Here is a 24,315-nt window from a genome sequence, read left to right on the forward strand (position 1 = left end):
CTCTCTTGTACAGTTGTTTTTTATTGTTGTCAAAAATGAATACGTAACCATCAATAAATAATCCTAGGAGGTTTATAAGGATGAAAAAAAATTTATATATAGACGGGCAATGGGAATCTACCGCTAACTATGCTTCTTTATATGCTCCCTATTCCCGACAGAAGATTGCTGAAATCCCTCAGGCTAGCGAAGAGGATGTTAAAAAGGCCATTCAGGCTGCTTATAAAGCAAAAGCAGCAGTTGCCAATACGACAACCTATGAACGAGCACAGGTCTTGGAGCAGTTGGTGCAACTTTTTATACAACACAAAGAAAAAGCAGCCCAAATCATTGCCTTAGAAGCAGGAAAGCCACTCAAATATGCTCTACTCGAAATAGAGCGTACAATCGAAACCTATAAATTTGCGGCAGAGGAAGCCAAACGTTTAGTGGGTGAAATAGTCCCAATGGATGCTGCTAAAAATGGCAATAATCGGTTTGGTTACACACTTGAACAGCCTGTTGGTGTTGTAGCTGCCATTACACCATTCAACTTTCCTCAAAACTTGGTTGCTCATAAGGTAGGACCTGCAATTGCTGCTGGAAACACGATTATTCTTAAGCCAGCATCGCAAACTCCCCTATCTGCTTTATTTTTAGCAGAGCTAATTGAGCAAACCTCTTTACCAAAGGGAGCTTTCAATGTCATTACAGGCAGTGGCAAACTTGTAGGTGACGTACTAATTGAAAGTGACCATATCAATATGATTACCTTTACTGGGAGCCCAGCTGTAGGTATGGATATTCGCAAGCGAGCAGGCTTGAAAAAAGTTACCTTGGAGCTTGGTTCCAATGCAGGCTTACTTATTGATGAGCAAGTAAATCTTGATGAAATTGTTTCAAAATGTGTTGTGGGCTCTTTCTCTAACCAAGGGCAAGTATGTATTTCACTTCAACGCATTTATGTAATGGATACACTGTATGATGAATTTCTTGCTAAATTCGTTGTCCAGACTGAGAAGCTTGTGCTAGGCGATCCTTTAGAAATGACTACAGATATTTCTTCATTAATTCATGCAAATGAAGAGATTCGTGCGCTTGATTGGATTAATGAGGCATTGGCAAATGGAGCCGAATTAGCTACAGGTGGAAAACTGCAAAATCGTATATTGTTACCTACTATTTTAACGAATGTTGCAGATCACCTAAAGGTATCCTGTCAGGAAGTATTTGCACCTATTGTGATTGTTAATCGAATAACGAGCATACAAGAAGGAATTGAAGCCATCAATAAATCACATTATGGATTGCAGGCTGGCATTTTTACGAATAATATTCAAACTGCTTTTATGACCTCAAAGGCATTGGAGGTGGGCGGTGTCATTATTAATGACATTCCAACTTATCGTGTTGATCAAATGCCCTATGGCGGGGTAAAAGAAAGCGGTACAGGAAAAGAAGGGATTAAATACGCTATCCATGAAATGACCGAAACAAAGCTGATTGTTTGGAATCAATCGTAAGGAGAATTAGTATATGGTATATAAAATTACTTTCACACCTCTTAACTATACAGGCTGGCATTCATTATCTCACTTATTGGCAGAGGTAAAACGACTACAGGCAAAGAAAATACTTGTTGTCACTGATCCAACGTTAATAAAAATTGGCTTAACTACTCAAGCCATTCAACCGTTAATCAATGCAAATTATAGCATTGAACTATACACTGAGGTGGCAGCAGAGCCTTCACTAGCACTCGCAGAAAAATTAGTAGCCTACACTCGACAGCATCAATTTGACATGATTATTGGGATTGGCGGGGGTAGTGCATTAGATTTATCTAAGCTAGCAGGTGTACTTGCTGTGCATGAAGGATTTGTGGCAGATTATTTAAATTTAACTGGTACAAAAAAAATCTTAAGCAAAGGGATTCCCACTATTCTAATACCAACAACGTCTGGTACAGGCTCTGAAGTAACCAATATCGCTGTCTTGACATTAGAAAATACAAAAGATGTTGTAGCACATGACTATTTATTACCAGATGTTGCTATTATAGACCCTGCACTAACGGTTTCTCTTCCACCTAATATTACTGCTGCAACAGGAATTGATGCACTTACACATGCCATTGAAGCCTATATTTCAAAAAATGCAAGCCCTATTTCGGACGCATTGGCTATACAGGCTATTCGTTTAATTACGCAATCCATTCGTACTGCAGTTGCAGATGGTAGCAATCAAGAAGCTCGTACAAATATGAGTTATGGCAGTTATCTTGCTGGGCTTGCCTTCTTTAATGCTGGGGTTGCAGGTGTTCATGCCCTCGCCTATCCACTTGGAGGGCAATTCCATGTCCCACATGGAGAATCAAATGCAGTGCTCCTTCCTTATGTGATGGGCTATATTCGCCAAAGCTGTGAAAAACGCATGAAGGATATTTATGAAATAATGGGCTTTCATACAGCATATTTATCGCAGGAGGAGGCCTCTTATCGTTGCGTGGAGGAATTACAAAAAATCGTTAAAGACGTTAATATTCCGTCTACCTTAAGGGAATTTAATATTCCTGAGGAGGCATTAAAGCATTTAACAGCGGCGGCATTGGAGCAAAAGCGAATTTTAGCACGTAGCCCTATGACCTTATTAGCAAAGGATATCTTTACAATCTATCAATCTGCATTCAATGGCATCATTACAGAAAATAAATAGTTATTTTGTGATGTGTTACTTCTTTCTGGACAGATTGGAACTGTCCTATTAAAATCTCTTTTTTAAAAAGACCTTTGTCCATATGTCAAAGGTACAAGAATAATAAAGGTTTGCTAAAAAATAAGCGCCCCCTATAGACAAAGATAATCTAAAGGGGGCAACATACAATCATTTATAGATGTTTGATGACATCTCCTTAAGCCACTATAGCTAGAAGTACACTATTTCATAAAGCTTCTACTTTTTCCTATTGTGAATATCGAAAATAAAAGGAATCTCCAACTTCTGAAGAGCACCCACTTAAATAGTATTCAATGCCTTCATCATCACTTCTTGATGCTATAGTAGAACAGGTCGTGCTTTGGGCTCCTTTTCCAGAACCCGCATATTTATCTTGAGAATTATCATACGTATATTGTATTTTGTCACCATCATAATCTAAATGATAATAAATGGGATCCCCTTCAATCGTATAGGTTGTGATACGAATGGCATCTTTAGCGCCTTTTTGAATATTTTCTATAAAGCTGGTAAATTTCTCTAAGTTACTAATTTTTCCGTGAAGATTGACGACATCTCCATTTGCCAATGCCTCTTCCAAAGAATCAGCTTGTTTCTGATCGCTCATTTCAGCTTCCTCTTGGCAACCAAGTAAAACTATTGATAAAAAGGTTACGCACAGCATTAAGCTAAACTTTTTCACACATATCCCCCTCTATAAAATTAGTCGTATTTCTATTGTCTTCGTTTCGCTTAATTGTTCCACCGGTAATGCAATATAGAAATTTCCAAACAAAAAATCATCTCACCTCTATAAAATTTTAGAGCTGAGATGATTTTCATCAAATTTCATTATAAGTAAAAGCACTTAGTGAATCTTCCATCAGTGGGCTTTTGCAGGCTGTAGCTTCCTAATCTATTATTTTTTATACAAAAATTTTAACATATTTTTTGTAAACTCTTCATATGAAGAATTCCTTCCCCGCTGGTTATACCACTTTCGAATCGTTTCTACTAACCAAAACGGCACAGGAATTCCATCTATTAAATGATAGTATTGCTCATAGCCTTTTTTTAAATGCTCCCATCGACAATCATTACCTTGTAATGTATATTCAGAAACATCAATTATTTTCGCTTTCCCGTTTTGTAGTAAAATATTTTTTAAATGAATATCACGGGGATTTAGGCCCTTATTCCGTATATATTCTCTTGCATCCTCCACTTCTTTTACAATCTGTTCAGGAATGTGAACACCTTGTAAAATGCAGTCAAAGAGTGTTTTTCCTTCTTCATAACTTAAAACGAGATATTCGTCAGATGAAGCAAAGCATGTTGGGAAAAAAGGTGAGCCCTCTAATAGTTGATAAACATCTGCTTCAACTTGTACTTTGTGTACTTTGTCCTTAGCATATATTTTAAATGCATAAGCTGGGGCAGAAAGAGCCTGAAAAACAGCCGCATCTGTCCCGACACCAATACACTTTAAATCATCAGCTTCACCACTTATGGTTACTGGCTCGTTATTTGGATTTGAAAAAACTTTAATTTTAGAAAGAGAACCTATAGCTTTGTCCCAGTCATTTTCCATATTATCTCTCCCGTCATTAGCATTGAAGAAAACTACACTATCCAATTACTATAATAGAGCTTCTATATAACTGGCACACCTGTAAAGGATTAGGGAGCACTATTTGCATTATTATGTTGCATACCTCCTAAACAAAGTATAACATCCATTTGCTCTTAAACTAACCAGATACGTTATTGAAATTCCTTCTCTTATTTATGAATGTGAAGGTCGCTTCATAACATTTCCACCTAACCGAGATCATCATGACTTTGTCATTTTATTTGGAATTTTCATTGAAAATGCCTTTGATGTAGTAAAGGACGCACAAGTTGGGTGGAACGTGATTCACCTATCAGTTGATAAAGACGATGATGTGTTAGCCAGCCTTGGCACAAATAATAGAGTTGGCAGGACAAATGAATCAAGAAGCATATTTTTGACAATGGCTATCCCACAAAATAGAAATAATACGACAATACGTAATTATTTTTTATTTTTTAGTTCTAACAGTATAGGAGCTATATTTAGTAAGATAGAAACAATTGCCAAAAACCATAATGCCTTTTCCATACTAGGTACTACATCCCCTAAAGCTGACCAATCCTCCACTTTTACCCACCGAGATACAAGGCTATATTCTGCACAGAGTGTCAATGCTGTAAATGATAATCCCATTGCCATCGCAAGTTTATAATCTTTTCCTGTTTTATACATATAAAGATTTATAAAAGTTGCTACTATGGCAATACATCCTAATATTAACCACATCATTATACCTCCATTATATTTTTATTTAAGATTAACATTTATTTACGAATTTATATTAAAAGGTCCAGTTATCTTATTGCGAAATTTAGACTGATCATTAAAGGACGTTCCTTGTTTAAAATGTACCCTCCATTAAAAAAAGTTAGGCAACTTGTTGAAGCTGCTGTCTGTATATTGCAGGCGATAAACAAAAATACCCTGTAAGATGACCTTTTTGAAAGTAGCTATCTTATAGGGTACATATTATATTAACGGTTCCACCTTTTTCCTTTAGGAATTAGCTGCTGCAACAACCCAGATGCAAATGTTAGAAAAAATAAGAAGAAAAAGTGTGTAAATTAGATACTTTTCACTTTCCTTCTTCTCTGTTGTAAAGAATAAAATTTTGATTAGCATCAACACAAATCCAAGACCGCCAAGTATTTTTGCCAGTAGGAACACAGACACCTTTGTTTTTCTCTCCTTTACTTACTAACTGATGAACATTGTGAACCTGTCTTGAATGGATGATCAAAACGCCACATCCATTTGCATTAGCAACGGTTAACGCACCTGCTCCTATTTCATCAAATTGAATTTGATTGCCAATGAACGTTAATAACGGGGGACATTGCTAGAGCGTTTTTGCTTCTTTTTAGATTCTCTATAAATCCTTGTTTTACTAAAATCCCCGTTTGTTTAAGTACATTTTTTCAACCTTATAAAGCAACTGGACTTTTAAGGGTTAATAGCATCCTTTAAGAACTTCTCCGTTAATATTTCTCAATGTTTACTGTTATATTTTCTTCGCGAATTGTTACGTTTGCTGTTTTAGAAGCATTCTTAATAGAATCTTTAACTATTTGTTGAATCATTGTATTATCAACTTTTACATCCTTCGGGAAACTTACTGATACAGAAATATCTTCAATATTACCACCTAACATTATTGCTATTGACTCACTATCAAGTTCCGTTTGTTCTGTAATAGATACTATGATGTCATTTTTTAATTCTGATAATAAATTTCCCTGCTCATCCTCTACTATGCCTTGTTCGCTTTCTAATACTTGAACTTGTTCTTCGTTCTCGTTTCCATTACACCCAACTAACAAAATTGAACATACAACTCCTGAAATTATAGCTTTTTTCATCATTTCTAATTTCCCCTTTCAACAATAAAGTGCATATTCCGCAATAATTTTCCATACATAAGTTTGACGATACTTTATATCACTAAGTTTCCTTGTAACATTTCCTCATCATCAATATTTACTAAGTTTTAGCTGCTTTCTGTAATCAGTAACTTAAGAAGTTGTCTTGCATTTATACTACAGTTTTACATACCTTTATTCATTCAACTGGTAAGATTAAAATCCCATTGTTATTGCATATTCACACAACATAGCTCCCTTCATCTTTAGACTTATATACGGCTCTAATTTATTACCAATAGATGGCACGTTTTGAAATTCAGCTAAACTAACTGGTCGATGCCTAAAATAGGTACTTTGCTTATTTTCACTTTAGCATTTCTAAGTTTTGTTTTTCATTTTTCTATTCTCAACTTATGATGTTCTTGCTCTTTTGGACATAAAAACACCCCTTTAGACAACTATAATCTAAAGGGGTAAAACGCTACGACTTTATTTCAATTCTACAAATAGACATTCTTTACTATTTTACAGACCACATTTTAACTGTGCACCACAGTTTGTACATGTGTTACAGCCACCCATTTCTTCGACTGTACCTTTACGACAAACTGGGCATGTATTTCCTACGTCTGAGCCAATTACTGTTGTGGATTCTAATGCTTGAATTGTGTCGACTAAAACAACTGGACGTGTTGTATGCTCCTCCACTAATTCCTCTTCAAATGATAATTGATCCATATCATTTTCTTCCGCTTTTAGTGTTAGAACTTGTGAATCGCGGCTACCATCTACATAAACCGTACCGCCTTTAGCGCCACCTTTATATAGTCGCTCATAAACTTTTTCCACTTGCTCTACTGTATAGCCTTTTGGTGCGTTCACTGTTTTAGAGATAGATGAGTCAATCCATTTTTGAATAATACATTGAACATCCGCATGTGCTTCTGGCTTCAGCTCCATCGCTGTCACAAACCATTCAGGAAGCTCCTGTTCATTTGCTTCTGGATGACGCTCTAAATACTCTTGGACAATTTCAGCTTTTACTTCAATAAATTTACCTAGACGACCAGAACGGTAATATGTGAAGGAGAAGTATGGCTCAAGACCTGTTGCTACTCCCACCATTGTGCCTGTTGATCCAGTTGGCGCAACCGTTAATAAATGTGAATTACGGATACCCGTTGCTAAAATTTGCTCCTTGATATGAACAGGCATTTTTTGCATAAAGCCTGTTTCTGTGAAGGCTTTGCGTAAGCGAGCTGTTTCTTCGTCTGTAGCACCTACTAAGAATGGGAAGCTACCACGCTCTTTGGCAAGCTCTGTAGACGCCTCATATGCCGTTTCAGCAATGGTTTTAAAAATTTCATCGACTAACGCATTACCTTCCTCTGAGCCATATTCCTTTTCACAGTAAATAAGTAAGTCAGCTAAGCCCATTACCCCTAAGCCAACGCGACGCTCGCCAAGTGCTTGTACACGATTTTCTTCTAAGAAATAAGGTGTCGCATCGATTACATTATCCTGCATACGAACACCCACACGTACTGTTTCACGCAATGCTTCATAATCAACTGTTTGATTGTCCTTATTTGCAAACTGTGCAAGGTTAACAGCCGCTAAATTACACACAGAGTATGGTGCAAGTGGTTGTTCCAATATTGTTATCCTAAAGGCTTTTTATCCTTTAGCTCTTACAGTTCAGTTCCTGTAAGTTCAGCATACATTTTCATTACCTATTTTTGTAATGTTGCGGTCTCGTGCCCAGATTATAGTCTACATGGTAGGATCACTGGGTATGCGTTGCCCCTGACTAACGCTTTACCATTAGCCTTCGGTTCGGATTAGCATCACAGCCTTCCCGCTTTATCCCGCAATTTTTAACGTGAGGCGAGGTTCACCACACGGGTTTGTTGCTACAACGCTTTGCCCATAGGCTTTCGCATTTGTCATATCATTAGCATTGTCGATAAAGAAAATACCTGGCTCTGCAGAGTATGTTGCACAAACATTAATTAAGTTCCATAACTCTTTTGCTTTAATTGTACGGTACGTGCGCACTTTATAGCCCATTTTCTCCCATTCACGCACATCGCCAACTTTATGCCACTCTGTGTTGTAAATGTTCATTTCTTCTTTTGTATATTCTTCAACGGCTGGGAAACGAAGCTCGAAGTCAGCATCGTTTTCAACAGCTTCCATAAATTCTTTTGTCAGCGTTACAGAAATATTTGCGCCTGTTAAAAACTCTGGGTTATGAACCGTATATGTTCCACCATCACGCAATTTATTTTCAGCTTCTCGAATAATCGCCGTATCAAATCCACCTAAGCCTTCAATATTTTTATAGTTCAGGATGCCTTGATACATCGCTTCCTCTTGTGCCGTTAACGGCTTAAAGTTTAATTTTTCTTTTGCAAGACGAATAATCGTTTCATCTGTTGTATTTTCGATTAAGTACCGTAAAATACGTGGATTTTGCATTTTTGAAATAATAAATTCCACAATATCAGGGTGCCAATCTGCCAGCATTATCATTTGTGCCGATTCCTTGCGCGGGTTCGCTACACCCACTCTCTATGTCACCATAGACGTTGAGACCATATCTTACATCATTATAGATGCCCTCGCACTTCGGAGTGGCTTCACTCCTACTCTACTCACTTCCGCTTTTATAAGCGTGTTTTCGATGGTCGTTGAACCTTCCTCTTTTTAGAGGCTTGGCTGCTGATTGTCTTTATCCCACTGCTATTTTCAAGCATTCACGCTTACCGTTCCCAGTTACGTTGTAGCTAGCAGTGCATTTATAATGCGTTGTTTAACATTTTCAAAATCGTTTTTGATCTCATCTTCCCAGAAGCGGAGTAATGTAAAGCCATATTTTTCCGCTAATTGATTTTTTCCATATCCCTCATCATAATTCTTTTTTGAACATCGTAAAAAGTGGAATAAAATTTGGGGTTGCCATGCCAAAAGTCCCCATCACATTCGATTAAAATTGTCGTACCTACTAACAGAAAATCAAATTGCGCTCCTTGCAAAATAAATGAATATTGGTAAGGAATAGCTTCCTCAATCAAGAAGCCTTCAACGATTTTTTCAATACTTGTTTTTCGAAATATTTCTCTTTCTAGTTGTTTTAAAGTAGCTTGTCGAATTTTCTCAATCGTTTCTTGACTATACACTCCTGTTTTACCACTATTCCATGAAGGTGTTCCATTTAATTTTCGTGTTTGTGCTGTTTTGGAAATGATTTTTTCAAAATGAGACTTTTTCAGTTCACAAGGCATTTCTTGATGCCATTTACTCGTATTTTGAGATCTAAGCTTACTTGTACATTGCTTGCTACAAGTCTTCGTTTGACGATGTTTTCCATCAAAACGCTTACCACAAATTACGCATTTTAATGGCTCTCCCTTTCCACGACAACTTCTACTACAAAATTGATTAGGAATACCACGTCTAAGCTTCACGATGTTAGTACATAGAGGATATTGGCACGTAATCATTTCAATGGGATAAAAATAAGATAATAAGTAATTGTCTAATGTTAAATTGTGCTCTTTTTTCAAATGAGCTGTAAACCAGCCTTGTTACATATTAAACAAGTTTGAGGTTGTTTCGCATTATAAACTTCCATATTTTTCACCTCGCTAAAAGTGATCATATTTCCATTAAAGAGTTCCCAGCAATTCACGAGGTTTGTTTACGCAGAAGCACTTAGACAATGCATACCTCTGCGCGAACCTCCTTGTTCGACAAGGTGGGTCAGTTTTGCAATATCATCCAGCCATGAAACAGAGCCAGAGGATTTGCCGTTAACACCGCGTGCTAATGTGTTGCGCGGACGTAGTGTTGAGCCATTCGTACCAACACCACCACCACGGCTCATAATTTCCATTACTTGCTTACGGTGATCACTAATGCCTTCACGCGAATCAGCGACAAATGGCATCACGTAACAATTGAAAAATGTCACATCTGTTTCAGAGCCTGCTCCATAAATAACACGCCCTGCTGGAACAAATTTCAAGGATACTAATTGCTTATAAAATTTTTCAAACCATTCTTGGCGTTTTTCTGGTGTTTTTTCAACAGCAGCAAGCCCTGTTGCATTTCGTTTGGCAATTTGTTCATAAAAAATTTCAAGAGGCTTTTCTATCACGTCAATTGAACGCGTAATCATACCCGTTTCTTGCTCTTTTGGATCATCTAAAGCACTACGATAATCTTCCTCAATCAAAATTTCTGCCGTCTTTGAAGACATGTCCAGTTTTTGAATTGTCCCTAAACCACGCGCAGGGAATTTTGGATCAGCTTTGACCGTTAAAACAACAAAATCACCAGCTTTGAGTGTTTTCTTTTCTGTGTCTTTAAATGAATAGCGATCAATCATCACCAGTCTTGATACACCTTTATGTGTAATATGCATATCAGGCGTTACTGGATGAACCTGCGGGAATTGTTCAATATCTTTGTTTAACTGTTCAAATGAATTGTTTACTTCGGGTTGATGATTTGTGAGTACCATCGTTTTGCCTCCCTTGTTTTCTGTGTTACAAAATAAATACACAATATTGCGTGTTGCTAAACACTACATATTGTGTATTTGTCTTTAAAAAAGATACTATATATAGTTTTTTAATTCAACTCTTGCTTTTTTTCATAGACTTAGAACTACTTGTTACAACTAGGCTTGGGTGCGAAAAAATATTTTTTATTTCCTAAAATTCCACTCATCACATGCATATTTTTTTTCTTCTAGTGCATGCACATACGCTAATTGCTCCTCAGAAAGTGTAAATGGTTTTAAGTCAATTTGCAACGATTTTGCAAAGCCATCGCGGAAAGCTGTCACACATTGTTCAATCGTTACAGGCTCTTTAACAAGATTGTTAATTGCGACTGCCTTTTCTGGTAGCTTTCTACGCATACGCTCCTTCGCTTCCTCACTAGAAAAATTAAAGACTGATAATAATTTCTCTTGATCGAGGTCTAATAAAATAGCCCCATGCTGCAAAATAACACCTTTTTGACGTGTTTGTGCACTTCCTGCTACTTTTTTCCCTTCAACAACTAATTCATACCAGCTTGGTGCATCAAAGCATACTGCACTTTTTGGACTCTTTAAGTCTGCTCTTTGTTCCTCTGTATTAGGCACACTAAAATAAGCATCCATTCCTAAGTTATGGAAGCCTTGCAATATTCCTTCACTTAGCACACGATATGCCTCTGTCACAGACTCGGGCATATTCGGATAGCTTTCCGTCACAATAACGCTATATGTAAGCTCATGCTCATGCAGCACAGCTCGTCCACCTGTTGGTCGACGTACAAAGCCTAAGCCCTGTTCACGTACAGCCTCTAAATTAATATCGCGCTTCGCTTGTTGAAAATAACCAATCGATAATGTCGCAGGCTCCCACTCATAAAAGCGAATCACTGGTGGAATTAATCCCTCACTATGCCAATCCAGCAATGCCTCATCTAATGCCATATTAAAAGAAGGACTACATTTTCCTGAATTTAGAAAGTACCAAGTTGTCATCTTTTCATCTCCTACAAATATAAAATAATACTTTAGGCGTTCATGTTACATATATACTTTTGTAGCACGACTAAATCTGCCACAACCTAGTTAATTTTATCAAACTCATTGGACTATCGCTAGCGCATCTTTTATAATAATAAAGAAGATAGAAAGGGGTAAGAAAATCTTGGACATACTTATCACAATCGGTGTCGTTTTAGTAGTCTTAATTGCATATATCGGTATTAATGCACTACGACTCAAAAAAGCCGTCACAAACCTAACACAAGAACAATTTATAGAAGGCTATCGAAAAGCACAGCTCATCGATGTGCGTGAGCAAAAGGAATTTGATGCTGGTCATATTCTTGGTGCACGCAATATTCCTTCCACAACACTACGTCAGCGTTATAAAGAAATTCGCCCAGATTTACCAGTATACTTATACTGTCAAAATACAGGCCGTAGCTCACGTGCTGCACTATTTCTTAAAAAACGTGGGTACAACCAAATCTACCAACTTCAAGGTGGCTTCAAAACTTGGACAGGTAAAATAAAAGCAAAAAAATATTAAATTTTCTATGAAAAAAGTCGTCTCAAAGCACTAGGAGGCGGCTTTTTTTATTAATAACGCCCTGTTGTAGAGTTTCTACTATTTGGTTTATCATACTCCTGATACTTTATAAAACCAAAAGAAAAAGCTGACTTCGACATTTCCGTTGAAGTCAGCTCCAGCTATTTATATATCTGTTGCGTACATATTGTTATACAGCAGCTCTAATTTTTTCGAAAGCTTACTATAGGCAGTTTGCCAAGCTTTACGAGCCTTATTATTATCCTCTGTTGCTGGCACATATAAGGCATGAACTTCTTCCACCTTTTTTAAATCACTTTCTGCCTGTGTAAGCTTTGCATAATTTTTAATAAGCTTCTTCTCTGCCTCGCTCAATGCATCATAGGTTGTACGAATTTCTTGTACCTTTTCCTGTAAATTTGCAGTATACTCTCCTTTTACAAGTAGCCCATTGATAGCTTCAATCACGCTTAAAGCACTATCATTTGTTTGCTGTTGTTCCTGTTGCTTTGCTATAATTGCTTGTCTAATCGCTGGCTCAATAAGACTTACTTGTTTAGCTGTTAGCTTTGCAAATGCCTTAATAACCGTGCTTGGATTTTTTTGAAACGATTTATCATATTGTTTCATAAAGGATTCAACCTTTTTTACATCAGCAAGTGCTGTTTTTAATGTCGCATAATGAGTAATTAGCTTTTTATCGCTTGCGCTTAAGCGATTATATTGCGTAGAAAGCTGCTGAATGTGCGCTATCGACACATTATATTGCTCTCCTGCAACAATTTGTGCAATCTCAGCATTAAGCTGTGTCGTACTTGGTGCATGCTCATCAATAATGCGATTATTTAATAAAGCCTCATATTGTGCTTTCGCTAAATATTGTTGATTGGCAGGTAATTTCGCATATGCCTTTTGCACGGTTTGAATTTTTTTCGCCTGCTTCGCAGCATCTGTTTCCTCTCTAGCAGCCTGCACTTTTTTATGGAAGGATTGCACACCTGAAATATCCTTTTTCGCCGCTGTCAATAAATGATAATTTGTCACATATTTCCGTGCCGCTGCGGATAAACCTTTATAAGCTGCTGATGCTGCGTCAACCGCTGCCTCTAATTGGACAAATGTATAGCTTGTGACATTTGCAAATTTCGCAATATCCGCCTTTAATGCCTCTGCAGCCGCTACATCAGCAGGCACTTTCTCATTGCCATCCACTGAAACCTTTGGTGTATTGAGTAAAAAATCATCTGCATTATAGACAAGCGATTGCTGCAAAGTGGTTAGTTTTTGATAAGCTTTCAATGTACTCGTATAACTTGATTGCAGCTTACTTTCCTTGACACCCGCTACTTCAGCCAGCTTTTGATAAGCATCGATACTTTTAATCACTTTTTCAGCTACCTTTAAATCCTTTTGTAGCGTAGCCAGACTATTATAGTCTGTAATTTGAGCTGCTGAGGCTTTCGTTAAGCCTTTATACTCCTTGATCATGCGATTGACATTATTGACATGACTTTGCCATGAACTAGCAGATGGATGAATGGGATAAGCATCCTCTCCAATATAGCTCTCAATATCACGATTTAATGCGTCGATTTGACTTTCTTCTGCACCCTCTGCCAGCAATAACTGCTGTATATAGGCGTCTGGTACTAGCTGCAATTGTTTATACGTTAATTTCTCATAGGCAGCACGAATGGATTTTGCAGCCGTTACTTGCTTATTTGGTGTATTGCTTGGTGATAACTTATCAAACAATTTTAGAAATTGCTCCACCTTTTTACTATCCGCTTTAGCTTCCTGTAAAATAGCTTGGTTTTGTACAGCCGCACGGTAATGTGGTGATAATTTAGCAATATCCGCTTCAATCGTCGCAATAAGCTGCTGCAAAGCATCTTTATCTGTAGCTACATATCGCACATACGAATTTTCGTATCGTAGTAATTGAACAATTGCTTGCTGAATCCTTCTAACTTCCTGTACTTCCTCTACATCATTTGGCTCATTTTGTAAGCTTTTAATGCTTGTATACAGTGCATCCTCTACATCTAAGCTGCGTTGCAATAAATCCAATTGCTCATATGCCTCTGTCAATTCTTGAATATATTTAGGTAGGTTTTTCTCCTGTACCTCCCCGATTTTATCCATCTTATCATTTAAGCTGCTAACTAGCTCTACATCTGCAAGCGCTCGCTTTAACACCTCATAATTGGACACATTGCCTCTAGCTGCTGGCGATAAAGCCTGATACTTACTTTCCAGTGTTGTTACTTGTGCCTTAAACGATTCTAGGCTTGACACATTATAACGATTATCATGAACAAGCAATGCCTGAATATCATTCATTAATGTATCGATTGGCGCTTTCGACACTGTCATAACATCCGAAAAATCTGATTCTACAATAGAGTCGCCAACCTTTGCCTTTACTTTCACAATAATATCTTTGATGCCCTTATCAACAGCATCCTTTGGTATTGTATAGGTACTACCAGTAGCTCCTTCAATAATCGTAAAGGCATTCTCTCCAAGTTGATAAAACCATTGATAACTATATGTAATTTGACTACTCTGTAAAGTAGCACCTGCTCTATCTGTTACTTTCGCACCTGCTACTTTTATCGTTTCCCCTGGTGCAACAAAATCGGCTGTTGCATAGCCCTCCAATGTCGGACGTGCAATTGTTAGATTGAGCTGTTGAATCGTCCGTGGGGCACTTTGATATTTTTGCCCTTCTGTTGTAGTAGCTTCGACAAAAATCGTCTTGCCTGCAGCCTCTACAGGTACTGTTAAGGATGCAGAGGTTGCCCCAGCAATTGGTTTATTCGTTGTTGTAGGGGAACCATCTTCACTGTCAATTTGCTCAAGATAATACCATTGATAGCTACTAACAATCGTATTAGCTGGTAATTGATCCACCTTTAATACTTTATTGACTATATTCTGCCCTGTGACTGAAATCGTTTCTGTCGCTCCCGCTACTGTTGGAGCAACAAGTGCTACAGAAGAAATCGTTGCTGCTGTTAAAAATAATTTCTTACTCACTACTAATAACCTCCTCTATCCATCTAATGAATTATATCGGCTCTACTTCCAATATTTCCTTTGTTTAGAGGATATTTTTCTAAAAGGTGCATTTCTTCCTAAATTATCATTGCTACACTTGTACTATTTTGCTGTATCATGTTAAAAAAATAAAAGCCTTCTAATCTACATTCATAGCAACTATGAAGTGATTAAAAGGTTAAAAAGATTGCATTATCCTCGGATCGTATAAGTAGGACGTTTTAATGTGTTGTATGCATAAGGTTGAGGATTATTTGCTTCACTTACTTGAATGCGAATGGTCATCCCTTCTCCAGCTTTCGTATCTAACGCAAATTTGCCATTAAAGGCTTGAACACGCTCCTGCATCCCACGAATCCCCATCGAATCAGCAAGGATAATATCATCCATATTACAGCCTACACCATCATCCGTATACATAATTTCAAAGCCTTCCTCAGTGCCCAGCAAATGCACTTCAACGGTATCAGCGTAGGAATGTTTCAGTGCATTGTTTAGTAGCTCCTGGAAAAGTCGATAAATCATTAAATTTAAACGCTCATCCTCTAAATACAGACGGTCCATCGTATAAATCAATAAAAAATCAGCACGTTTATGAATTTTTTGAATCAGTTTTTCAAGTGCCGCATTTAATCCCAATGTATCCAATAACGGCGGCTTTAAATTTTCACAGTAGCCTCTTAAATCATTTAACGAGGTCACCATCTGTTCATGTACTTTCACAAGCTGCGATGGTATAGCTTCTGTATCTTTGGCATGTATGAGAACATCCATCTCTCTTGCTATATGAAGTTGCTCTTGTAAAATCGTGTCATGCAGCTCTTGTGCCAATTGATATTTCTCTTCCTCAAAGCGTAGCCATAGTAATTTATTCAACCATGGTAGCTGTTGATTATCAGCTTCTTTCATATGCTTTAACTGATCTAACAGCTCCTCTACCATTTTCGTATTTTCAATAAAGTTATTTAAGTACAGTAGCAATAGCTCAAGCCATAGCAATTCTTCATCCTTCAGATAAATCGTTTGGCAATGATCAATCACGAGCATTCGTTTATAATGAGTATCTTGATGAATAAAGGCTATATAATAATGCTCTGTTTTTTGAATGTCGCCCAAGCTCAACCGTTCCAGCAATCCCTCATCAATTTCATACTGCTTATATGCCTTGGGTTGATTTGTTAAGGTACTGTGGTGCGTATGAAAATCGTAGGTAAGCACTGAAACATTTTCCACTTCAAGCTGAAGAATTACTTCCTGCACAAACCGCTCCAATAAATCTTCAATTTTCACAACTCTTCCAATACTATCAACGGTTGTATACAGGCGGTGAATATAGTCGCCCTTTGTGGAGAAAAGAATCTTGCGCTTGCGATAATCAACCCGCTCTTTTATGTAAAACAACGCCATTAATGAAAGAAAAGCAAAAAAGAAAATCTCCGTTAAGCGCGTCATTGATAAATCTGTTAAGACATAAAGCCCTAATAATAGCCAAAGGGTAAAGGCAAAAGAAAAATTAAAATAATAACGCAGCCTAGAAATAAAATACTCCATATCAAATATACGCTCAGTAAGCTGTGTGAAAATAAAACTAAAAGGGATGAGCATTAAAAATATTGAGCATATATCGGCTGACAGCAATTGTTTATTGAATAGAATTTGAGGTAATGCATAGAGAAATAAAAATGGTAAAAACGGGATAATAATACTACTTAGTAGTATTTTTAATTGTGGCGTTCTATATTTAAAATACCCTACTATTATTATTCCAAGAATCACTAACAATAGAAAGAAAAATAACCCTAGAATAATATATGAATTTTGAAAATGAGTAGAAGGATATAAGATGCTGAAAACACTGAGTAATACACCTATTATAGGAAAAATATAAAATATACTAGCTTTTTTAATAAATATCCATTTTAAACCAATAAATTCAAAATATGACTTCATAAAATGTGTCAGTATTGCTAAACAAAGTAACATACTACCTCGATTAATGATAATTCCTACAGCATTTAATCGACTAGCTGCTCCGCTACTAACGTAAGCTAAAGAAACTGTTAAAGTAAAAAGAATTAATAGATTTATAAGAATCGTATTTTTTTGTTTATAGTATAAATACAAAGTGATAAACAATGTAAGTAGAAAATAACAAGAAGGAACTATTAAAACGTAATAAAATTGTTGAGGTATATCAAATAAACTTACTCTTAAATTACTAGTATCTCCGTTAGATTTTTTAATAGTTAGTTCTCTAACTGATCGAATTACAGGTTCATACTTTAAATCATGGAGATAATCTGGCTCTACTCCATTTACTTCTAAAATAATATCACCTGTTTTAATTTGATGTTGCTCAGCCCACTCTCTGTAATATGGCTCAATTAAAATCCATTGTCCATCTTCTTTTTGTACCTTCATACTTAAAACAGGCTCACTATATGTAACATTTAATAAATACATACCCAGTACCAAATATATACCTATAGCAAGCCAAAACCATTGTTTATTATTTGAATTTAGTACCAAATCGTACTTTCTAAACATACATCTTCATTAAACGAATCCAAAATTGCCTTTTGCTCTAGCTCTGAGATACCGATTAGAGAAGCTTTTTTTTCTTTTAACAATGTTACTAACGACGGATTTTGCTCTAAATACTGAATCATGTTAATCATAAAATCTCCCCATTCCACTAGTTTTTTATAGTTACATCGTATGTACCCAATAGCCCTTAATATAAGGAATTATTAACCATATTTGTAACTATACCTTTATTATACTACTGCTTTCCGAGATTTCAACATAATTTTCTAAAAAATTCAAAAATATTAGAAGAAATGTAATGTTCTTTCTTATTTTTCGCTATCTTCTCCCTATAAACTGACATAAACTTTCAAATAAATAAGCTTATTTAGTGAAGCATGCATAGGAAGCGGCTAGCCCCTTTCGCACCCATTCAGCTAAATAAGCTGTTTTCTTTATTATATAAGTATTGGCTTTTTCTAACATAAAAATATTATGTAAATGAAAAATTTGTCACCGCCCTTTCTCGTATTGTCACTTATTTTTCATGTTCCTGCTGGACACATGCTTGATAAAATGACAGCAGTAATTGGTCAATCTCCTGCTTTTTCACAACTTTATTTAACCATTCAGTTGGAATATCCTCTAGCGGATAATACATACCTGCCAGCGTTCCAGCAATCGCTGCCACCGTATCTGTATCCTCACCTAAATTGACAGCCTTTAAAACAGCCTCCTTAAACGTTGCTGTAGTGCCAACACACCATAAAGCTGCCTCTAACGAATGGATAATATAGCCGCTTGATTGAATAGCATCCTCAGTAAGCTTGAAAAAGTCCTCCTGAAAAATGCGATGATAGGAGGCAAGTTCTGCCTTTGCATCCCCTTGTAAATGATTATTTACTAATAAATGGACTTCCTGTAACGCTGCTGCGAGCGAATTATTTCGGTATAAGCTTAATAATATCTCAATATAAATGATAGACCCTACAAGAGAGCGGGGATGGGCATGTGTAATCGCTGTATATTGTTGAATAAGTGCTGCGCGTTTCGTAAAATCTAGCTCATTTAGCATAGCAAATGCTATTGGAGCGATTCTCATCAATGCACCATTGCCATTATCAAATTCGCCTGTTTTTCCGCAATGCTCAGGTAAGCTACCCTTTTTATAGTTTGACACTGCCTCAGCCGTTGTAATTCCTATATCAAACATTTCGTCAAAAGGCGTGCAGTAGCCCTGCTCCATATATAGTACAAATTTATCCATTAAGCTCGCCGTATTCCCTTGCTCAATGATGTTTTCGACTAAACATAGTGTTAACGAAGTATCGTCCGACCAAGTGCCGGGCGGCTGATTATAGGTGCCATATCCAATCATATCCTCTACATAAAAAGTACCTCTAGGCTTAAATTCAACAGGTACGCCCATCACATCGCCAATGATTCCTCCATATAAAGTCGCTAGCATTCGTTCCTTTAGATTATGATTAGCCATATCATTCACGCTCCTTCTCTAAAACAGCACTTTTTTATACTACTACCTCAAATTATTGTAAGAAAAACATCTTTTTTGTATTACCATAAAAAATACTTATCTACTCACGGTATTTTTGTCTGCTTGTATGTGTTGCTAAGTCCGCATATCTAGTGGTAATAGGTAAACGGCTATCTTTTTCAATCAAATGGAGCGTAATTTGAATGGAAGTAGCTAAGTCTATCCAGTTCCCACATGATACAAAAATAGGCTTAACATCTTTTCTTGTTCTTAATGCTGCACCATATATTTTACCATTCACGTTTATATCTGTCGCATCACCTTTGTTATTTTCAGGCATTTGAAAATCTGTATCGTCTATTTTTAAATAGCTTTTCGCAACACCGATTGTAGGTCGGTTTAAATAAAAGGAAGCATGTGTGGCAATACCCATATTGCGATAATGCAAATAACCATTTCCATCAAACATAAAAATATCTGGTTGATATTGAAGTTTTTGCGCTGCCTTTATCACTAACGGCAGCTCTCGAAAAGCTAAATAACCAGCCATATAGGGTACATCTATTTGTGCATAATAGTCAACCTCCTCAATAATTTCTTTTGTTGCATAATCTATTACAACAATGCAACAAACTCCATAATCTACTTGATCTTTCGTCCAATAGGCAATATCAACGCCCGCTACTAAACGAATATCCTCAAGCTGAAAACGATTTTGCAATGAAATTTTAGTTCTCCACTTTTCTTGCTCTTTTTTAAATGCTTGTTCCATATCTTTTCTTCCTTCCAGCTACCCTCTTTAAGGCTTGCTTACAGAGATAATATGACTCCTCAATCGGATTTTTACAGCCTATTCATACGAGATAAAATCTATCGGGATATAATCAGCAAGCCATACTTGTTGGTTTCCTCGATAAAATGTAACACCATTGTTGCGAGCTGCTTCCGTATCAATCCATACGATTACTGGCTCTGGTGCTTTCCGTTTGCCAACAATCCATGCTGTTTCCCTATCTTCTGATAGATGGACATATTGTCTGGACATTGGTAACAAACCCGTTTCACGAATACTCTTCATTAATTTTGGTGAAGTACCATGATATAACCGTTTGGGCGGTATAGCCTCTTCTTTATTGATTTTCATAGGTGTTGAGTGCCCATATAAAGCTCTAATTCTATGATCCAGCAATTCATGACGCTTCTTGTCAGCTAAAAAAATAGTTTGCTGTATATCTTCTAAGCTGATATCTTGCCATTTTTCTGATTGACTAAAAGCTGCTAATAATTGCGCTACAGGAACCCAGCCCTCCGCATCTAATTCCAATTCATATTTCCACGGCTGATGGCGTAAAGCATATGATAGCTCTTTGCTTAATGCCGTGTAAAATGCTGTATCTCTCAATTTTTACACCTCCTAGTAAACAATTAAGTTGTCCTTATCGCTCCAGCCACATGGGAAATGACCAGATTCATATATTTTCAGCAATTCTAAGAAAAACGCTGGTTCTTTTTCGTTTCTATAATAATATTCCATAATAGCATGTAGCACATCCCATTTAACACAATCTAAAATGATAGAAGGCAGCTCTCGCTGATGGACATATGCTGTTATTTCAGGTATAACACATATGTCCATCAGTGCCTTCCCTTCCTTCAAGACTTTATTCCATTGCTGATATTTATCACGAAAATTTATACATAAAAATTCTGTTAATTCATTGCCTGCCTCAAGCGTTATAGCTTCCCAGTAGTCACTTTGACAATGCTCCACAGCCTGCTCCCAATTGATTGCTTGGACAATCGTAAAGGAAGTATCATTATCTAATGGCTTCCCACAATTTGCAAGCCAAGCAATATTTTTTAGTCGATCCATCATTTCTTCGTCCATCATTATTCCTACTCCTCCTATCATGCCATACCTCTAAGTGACACTGCTTTGGTCTGTAGGAATAAACATTCTCAAACTAGCTCTTTAATTACGTCCCAGCTTAATTGGCACTGACGCTTCGCTTTCGATACAAAAAAATTTGCTGAACCGAGATAAACTACTTTCAATCAAGCCACTTAGTTCTAATACAGACAAAAAACCATCCAATAAATACAACTATACTTATCAGATGGCTTCTCTATTTTTTATGCTTTTTGATAACGCAATACTGGTGTACGAGCAGCGCGTGTTTCGTCTAGACGAGATACGACTGTTGTATGCGGTGCTTCTTGTACAATCGATGGATTTTCTTCTGCTTCCTTCGCAATTTGAATCATCACATCGCAGAATGCATCTAACGTTTCTTTAGATTCAGTTTCAGTTGGCTCGATCATTAACGCCTCCTCCACATTTAATGGGAAGTATGTTGTTGGTGGATGGTAGCCAAAGTCTAACAAACGTTTTGCGATATCTAATGTACGAACGCCTAGTTTCTTCTGACGACGACCAGATAATACAAATTCATGTTTACAGTGACGGTTATATGGTAGATCATAGAATGGCTCTAAACGACGCATCATATAGTTGGCATTTAATACAGCATATTCTGTAACAGCTTTTAAGCCATCTGGACCCATTGTACGAATATATGTGTAAGCACGTACATTGATACCAAAGTTACCATAGTAAGGTTTAACACGACCAATTGATTGTGGACGATCATAGTCAAAGTGGTATGTGCCCTCTTCCGTTTTTACTAACACTGGCTTTGGTAGGAATGGAATTAAATCTGCTTTAACGCCTACTGGACCAGAACCTGGACCACCGCCACCATGTGGGCCTGTAAATGTTTTGTGTAAATTTAAATGCACACAGTCAAAGCCCATATCGCCAGGACGTGCTTTACTCATAACGGCATTTAAGTTTGCACCATCATAGTACACTTTACCGCCTACAGAGTGAATTAGCTCTGCCATTTCGATAATGTTTTCTTCAAACAACCCTAGTGTATTCGGATTCGTTAACATTAGAGCTGCTGTATCAGAACCTACTACTTTGCGAAGGTCTTCGATATCAACTAAGCCATTTTCATCTGATTTAACAGTGATTGTTTCAAAGCCCGCTACTGTCGCTGATGCTGGGTTAGTACCATGTGCTGAGTCAGGAACGATTACTTTATTACGGTGACCTTCCCCATTTGCTTCATGGAATGCACGAATCATCATTAATGCTGTCCACTCACCATGAGCACCTGCTGCTGGTTGTAATGTTACTTCATCCATGCCTGTAATTTCTACTAAAGAAGTTTGAAGATCATAGAGAAGCTCCATTGCGCCTTGTACTGTTGATTCATCCTGTAATGGATGGACATTGGCAAAGCCTGAGAAACGTGCAACCGCTTCATTAATTTTTGGATTATATTTCATCGTACAAGAGCCTAGCGGATAGAAGCCAGAGTCTACTCCATGGTTACGGCGAGAAAGTGCCGTGTAATGACGCATAATATCAAGCTCAGATACTTCAGGTAATTCCGCTGCCTCTGCACGTACTAGGTTTGCAGGTAATAAATCTGCTAGGTCTACTTCAGGCACATCTAGTGCTTCTAAGCTATAGCCAACGCGGCCTTCTTTTGAAATTTCAAAAATAAGTGATTGATTTTCGTTATGCATGAAGAGCCTCCATTTCTGCAACAAGTGCATCAATTTCTTCTTTTGTGCGTAATTCTGTAACTGCAATTAATACATGATTTTTAAGAGAATCATAGTTTTGACCTAAAGGATAGCCACCGATAATGCCCTTTTCGATTAAGCCTTTATTAATTTCCTTTACGCATTTATTTGTTTTCACAACGATTTCGTTAAAGTGTGCGCCTTGGAATGCTACTGTAAAGCCTGCTGCTTCAAAGGCATTTTTCGCATAGCGTGTTTTAGCAATATTTTGCATAGCCATTTCACGAATACCTTGTTTCCCTAGCGCTGTCATCGCTACAGAAGCTGCCAGTGCAAGAAGTGCTTGGTTTGAGCAAATATTCGAAGTTGCTTTATCACGACGGATATGTTGTTCACGCGCTTGTAGTGTTAATACATAGCCACGACGACCTTCACCATCCACTGTTTCACCAACAAGACGACCTGGCACTTTACGCATTAATTTCGTTGTCACAGCAAAGAAGCCACAGTGTGGGCCACCGAATGCCTCAGAGATACCGAAAACTTGTGCATCCCCTACACAAATATCTGCGCCTAGCTTACCTGGAGGTGTTAAAATACCTAATGCAAGAGGGTTAGAAGATACAACGAATAAGCTTTTTGCCTCATGCGCAATATCCCCAATTACTTGAAGGTCCTCTACTTGACCAAAGAAGTTTGGATATTGGGCAATAACAGCTGCTGTATTATCATCAATAAGTTCTTTTAATGCATCCACATCTGTCACACCATCTTTTTGTGGAATTGTCACAATTTCAATGGATTGACCATAGGCATATGTAGCCACAACATCACGGTATTCTGGATGTACCGCTTCTGATACTAAAATCTTCTGACGACGTGTATGACCAGCCGCTAGCATACCTGCCTCTGCTAAAGCTGTGCCGCCATCATACATAGAAGAGTTCGCAAGGTCCATGCCTGTAAGCTCTGCAATCATTGTTTGGAATTCAAAGATAGCCTGTAGCTCACCTTGTGAAATTTCTGGTTGGTATGGTGTATAAGCTGTATAGAATTCTGAACGGGAAATAACATGATCTACGATTACTGGCTTATAGTGATTATAAACACCTGCGCCTAAAAATGATACATTGGCATTTGTATCCTTATTTTTAGCAGCAAGTACCGTTAATTCCTTTAATAAAGCAGATTCTGCTTTTGCTTCCTTAATGTCATAAAGGCCCTTAAAGCGGACTTTCTCAGGAATATCCTCGAATAATTCATCGACTGAGGATACACCGATTACGTCTAACATGTCTTTTTGATCTTGCTCCGTCATTGGTAAATAACGATGTTTCATAAATGTAGGTCCCTCTTTTCAAC

At 37.3% G+C, this 24,315-nt stretch carries 19 protein-coding genes and 3 pseudogenes; 3 read left to right on the forward strand and 19 right to left on the reverse strand.

Translation table 11 applies throughout. From position 1 onward, the window contains the following. The first annotated feature begins 80 nt into the window (after window positions 1–80). On the forward strand, window positions 81–1,502 hold the full coding sequence (locus tag MHB42_RS11885) for an aldehyde dehydrogenase family protein (protein ID WP_340806385.1): 1,422 nt from the start codon (window positions 81–83) through the stop codon (window positions 1,500–1,502). A gap of 13 nt (window positions 1,503–1,515) precedes the next feature. Further along, window positions 1,516–2,694 carry an iron-containing alcohol dehydrogenase gene (locus MHB42_RS11890; protein ID WP_340806387.1) on the forward strand — a complete coding sequence of 393 codons (1,179 nt, stop codon included), beginning with the start codon at window positions 1,516–1,518 and terminating at the stop codon, window positions 2,692–2,694. A gap of 247 nt (window positions 2,695–2,941) precedes the next feature. Here the strand turns inward: MHB42_RS11890 and MHB42_RS11895 are convergent, their stop codons facing one another. From MHB42_RS11895 to MHB42_RS11935, 10 genes and pseudogenes are all read right to left on the reverse strand, one after another. Continuing rightward, on the reverse strand, window positions 2,942–3,397 hold the full coding sequence (locus tag MHB42_RS11895) for a DUF4362 domain-containing protein (RefSeq protein WP_340806388.1): 456 nt from the start codon (window positions 3,395–3,397) through the stop codon (window positions 2,942–2,944). Between the two features lie 216 nt (window positions 3,398–3,613). Continuing rightward, window positions 3,614–4,285: a serine/threonine protein kinase gene (locus tag MHB42_RS11900; protein ID WP_340806390.1), complete on the reverse strand. Its 672-nt coding sequence runs from the start codon at window positions 4,283–4,285 to the stop codon at window positions 3,614–3,616. A gap of 465 nt (window positions 4,286–4,750) precedes the next feature. Beyond that, on the reverse strand, window positions 4,751–5,035 hold the full coding sequence (locus MHB42_RS11905) for a hypothetical protein (RefSeq protein WP_340808584.1): 285 nt from the start codon (window positions 5,033–5,035) through the stop codon (window positions 4,751–4,753). 752 nt (window positions 5,036–5,787) lie between these two features. Beyond that, on the reverse strand, window positions 5,788–6,171 hold the full coding sequence (locus MHB42_RS11910; protein WP_340806391.1) for a topoisomerase: 384 nt from the start codon (window positions 6,169–6,171) through the stop codon (window positions 5,788–5,790). 525 nt (window positions 6,172–6,696) lie between these two features. Further along, window positions 6,697–7,824: pseudogene (locus tag MHB42_RS11915) on the reverse strand (vitamin B12-dependent ribonucleotide reductase); the annotation flags it as partial. Between the two features lie 243 nt (window positions 7,825–8,067). Then, window positions 8,068–8,721 (reverse strand): annotated as a pseudogene (locus MHB42_RS11920) (hypothetical protein); the annotation flags it as partial. Window positions 8,722–8,949: 228 nt separating this feature from the next. Then, complete coding sequence (locus MHB42_RS20685) at window positions 8,950–9,141, reverse strand: DUF559 domain-containing protein (protein WP_445299978.1); 192 nt, start codon at window positions 9,139–9,141, stop codon at window positions 8,950–8,952. Further along, a complete protein-coding gene (locus MHB42_RS11925) occupies window positions 9,057–9,641 on the reverse strand; it encodes a hypothetical protein (RefSeq protein ID WP_340806393.1) in 585 nt (194 codons plus the stop codon). The genes MHB42_RS20685 and MHB42_RS11925 overlap by 85 nt, the downstream gene beginning before the upstream one ends. A gap of 260 nt (window positions 9,642–9,901) precedes the next feature. Beyond that, a pseudogene (locus tag MHB42_RS11930) lies at window positions 9,902–10,699 on the reverse strand (ribonucleotide reductase N-terminal alpha domain-containing protein); the annotation flags it as partial. A gap of 186 nt (window positions 10,700–10,885) precedes the next feature. Continuing rightward, complete coding sequence (locus MHB42_RS11935; RefSeq protein WP_340806395.1) at window positions 10,886–11,716, reverse strand: lipoate--protein ligase family protein; 831 nt, start codon at window positions 11,714–11,716, stop codon at window positions 10,886–10,888. Between the two features lie 169 nt (window positions 11,717–11,885). Between MHB42_RS11935 and MHB42_RS11940 the strand changes: the two genes are divergently transcribed. Continuing rightward, window positions 11,886–12,272 (forward strand): rhodanese-like domain-containing protein, encoded by a 387-nt coding sequence (locus MHB42_RS11940; protein WP_340806397.1) that lies wholly within the window; start codon window positions 11,886–11,888, stop codon window positions 12,270–12,272. A gap of 165 nt (window positions 12,273–12,437) precedes the next feature. On the opposite strand, the gene MHB42_RS11945 is transcribed toward MHB42_RS11940, so the two are convergent. The 9 genes from MHB42_RS11945 to gcvPA all read right to left on the reverse strand — a co-directional run bounded on the left by MHB42_RS11945 (window position 12,438) and on the right by gcvPA (window position 24,292). Further along, window positions 12,438–15,314 (reverse strand): hypothetical protein, encoded by a 2,877-nt coding sequence (locus tag MHB42_RS11945; protein ID WP_340806398.1) that lies wholly within the window; start codon window positions 15,312–15,314, stop codon window positions 12,438–12,440. A gap of 213 nt (window positions 15,315–15,527) precedes the next feature. Further along, window positions 15,528–17,798, reverse strand: coding sequence for an ATP-binding protein (locus MHB42_RS11950; protein ID WP_340806399.1), 2,271 nt, complete (start codon window positions 17,796–17,798; stop codon window positions 15,528–15,530). A gap of 56 nt (window positions 17,799–17,854) precedes the next feature. After that, a complete protein-coding gene (gene comX, locus MHB42_RS11955) occupies window positions 17,855–18,013 on the reverse strand; it encodes a competence pheromone ComX (protein ID WP_340806400.1) in 159 nt (52 codons plus the stop codon). Between the two features lie 386 nt (window positions 18,014–18,399). Further along, window positions 18,400–19,356 carry an ADP-ribosylglycohydrolase family protein gene (locus MHB42_RS11960; RefSeq protein WP_340806401.1) on the reverse strand — a complete coding sequence of 319 codons (957 nt, stop codon included), beginning with the start codon at window positions 19,354–19,356 and terminating at the stop codon, window positions 18,400–18,402. Between the two features lie 100 nt (window positions 19,357–19,456). Then, on the reverse strand, window positions 19,457–20,128 hold the full coding sequence (locus MHB42_RS11965; RefSeq protein WP_340806402.1) for an endonuclease V: 672 nt from the start codon (window positions 20,126–20,128) through the stop codon (window positions 19,457–19,459). Window positions 20,129–20,206: 78 nt separating this feature from the next. Next, window positions 20,207–20,758 carry an RNA 2'-phosphotransferase gene (locus tag MHB42_RS11970; RefSeq protein ID WP_340806404.1) on the reverse strand — a complete coding sequence of 184 codons (552 nt, stop codon included), beginning with the start codon at window positions 20,756–20,758 and terminating at the stop codon, window positions 20,207–20,209. A gap of 12 nt (window positions 20,759–20,770) precedes the next feature. Beyond that, complete coding sequence (locus tag MHB42_RS11975) at window positions 20,771–21,247, reverse strand: hypothetical protein (protein ID WP_340806406.1); 477 nt, start codon at window positions 21,245–21,247, stop codon at window positions 20,771–20,773. A gap of 242 nt (window positions 21,248–21,489) precedes the next feature. Then, complete coding sequence (gene gcvPB / locus MHB42_RS11980) at window positions 21,490–22,953, reverse strand: aminomethyl-transferring glycine dehydrogenase subunit GcvPB (RefSeq protein ID WP_340806408.1); 1,464 nt, start codon at window positions 22,951–22,953, stop codon at window positions 21,490–21,492. Continuing rightward, entirely contained in the window at window positions 22,946–24,292 is a 1,347-nt protein-coding gene (gene gcvPA / locus MHB42_RS11985) for an aminomethyl-transferring glycine dehydrogenase subunit GcvPA (protein WP_340806410.1), read from the reverse strand. The genes gcvPB and gcvPA overlap by 8 nt, the downstream gene beginning before the upstream one ends. Window positions 24,293–24,315: the final 23 nt, after the last annotated feature.

It is taken from the genome of Lysinibacillus sp. FSL K6-0232 (assembly GCF_038008325.1).
Lineage (GTDB): Bacteria > Bacillota > Bacilli > Bacillales_A > Planococcaceae > Lysinibacillus.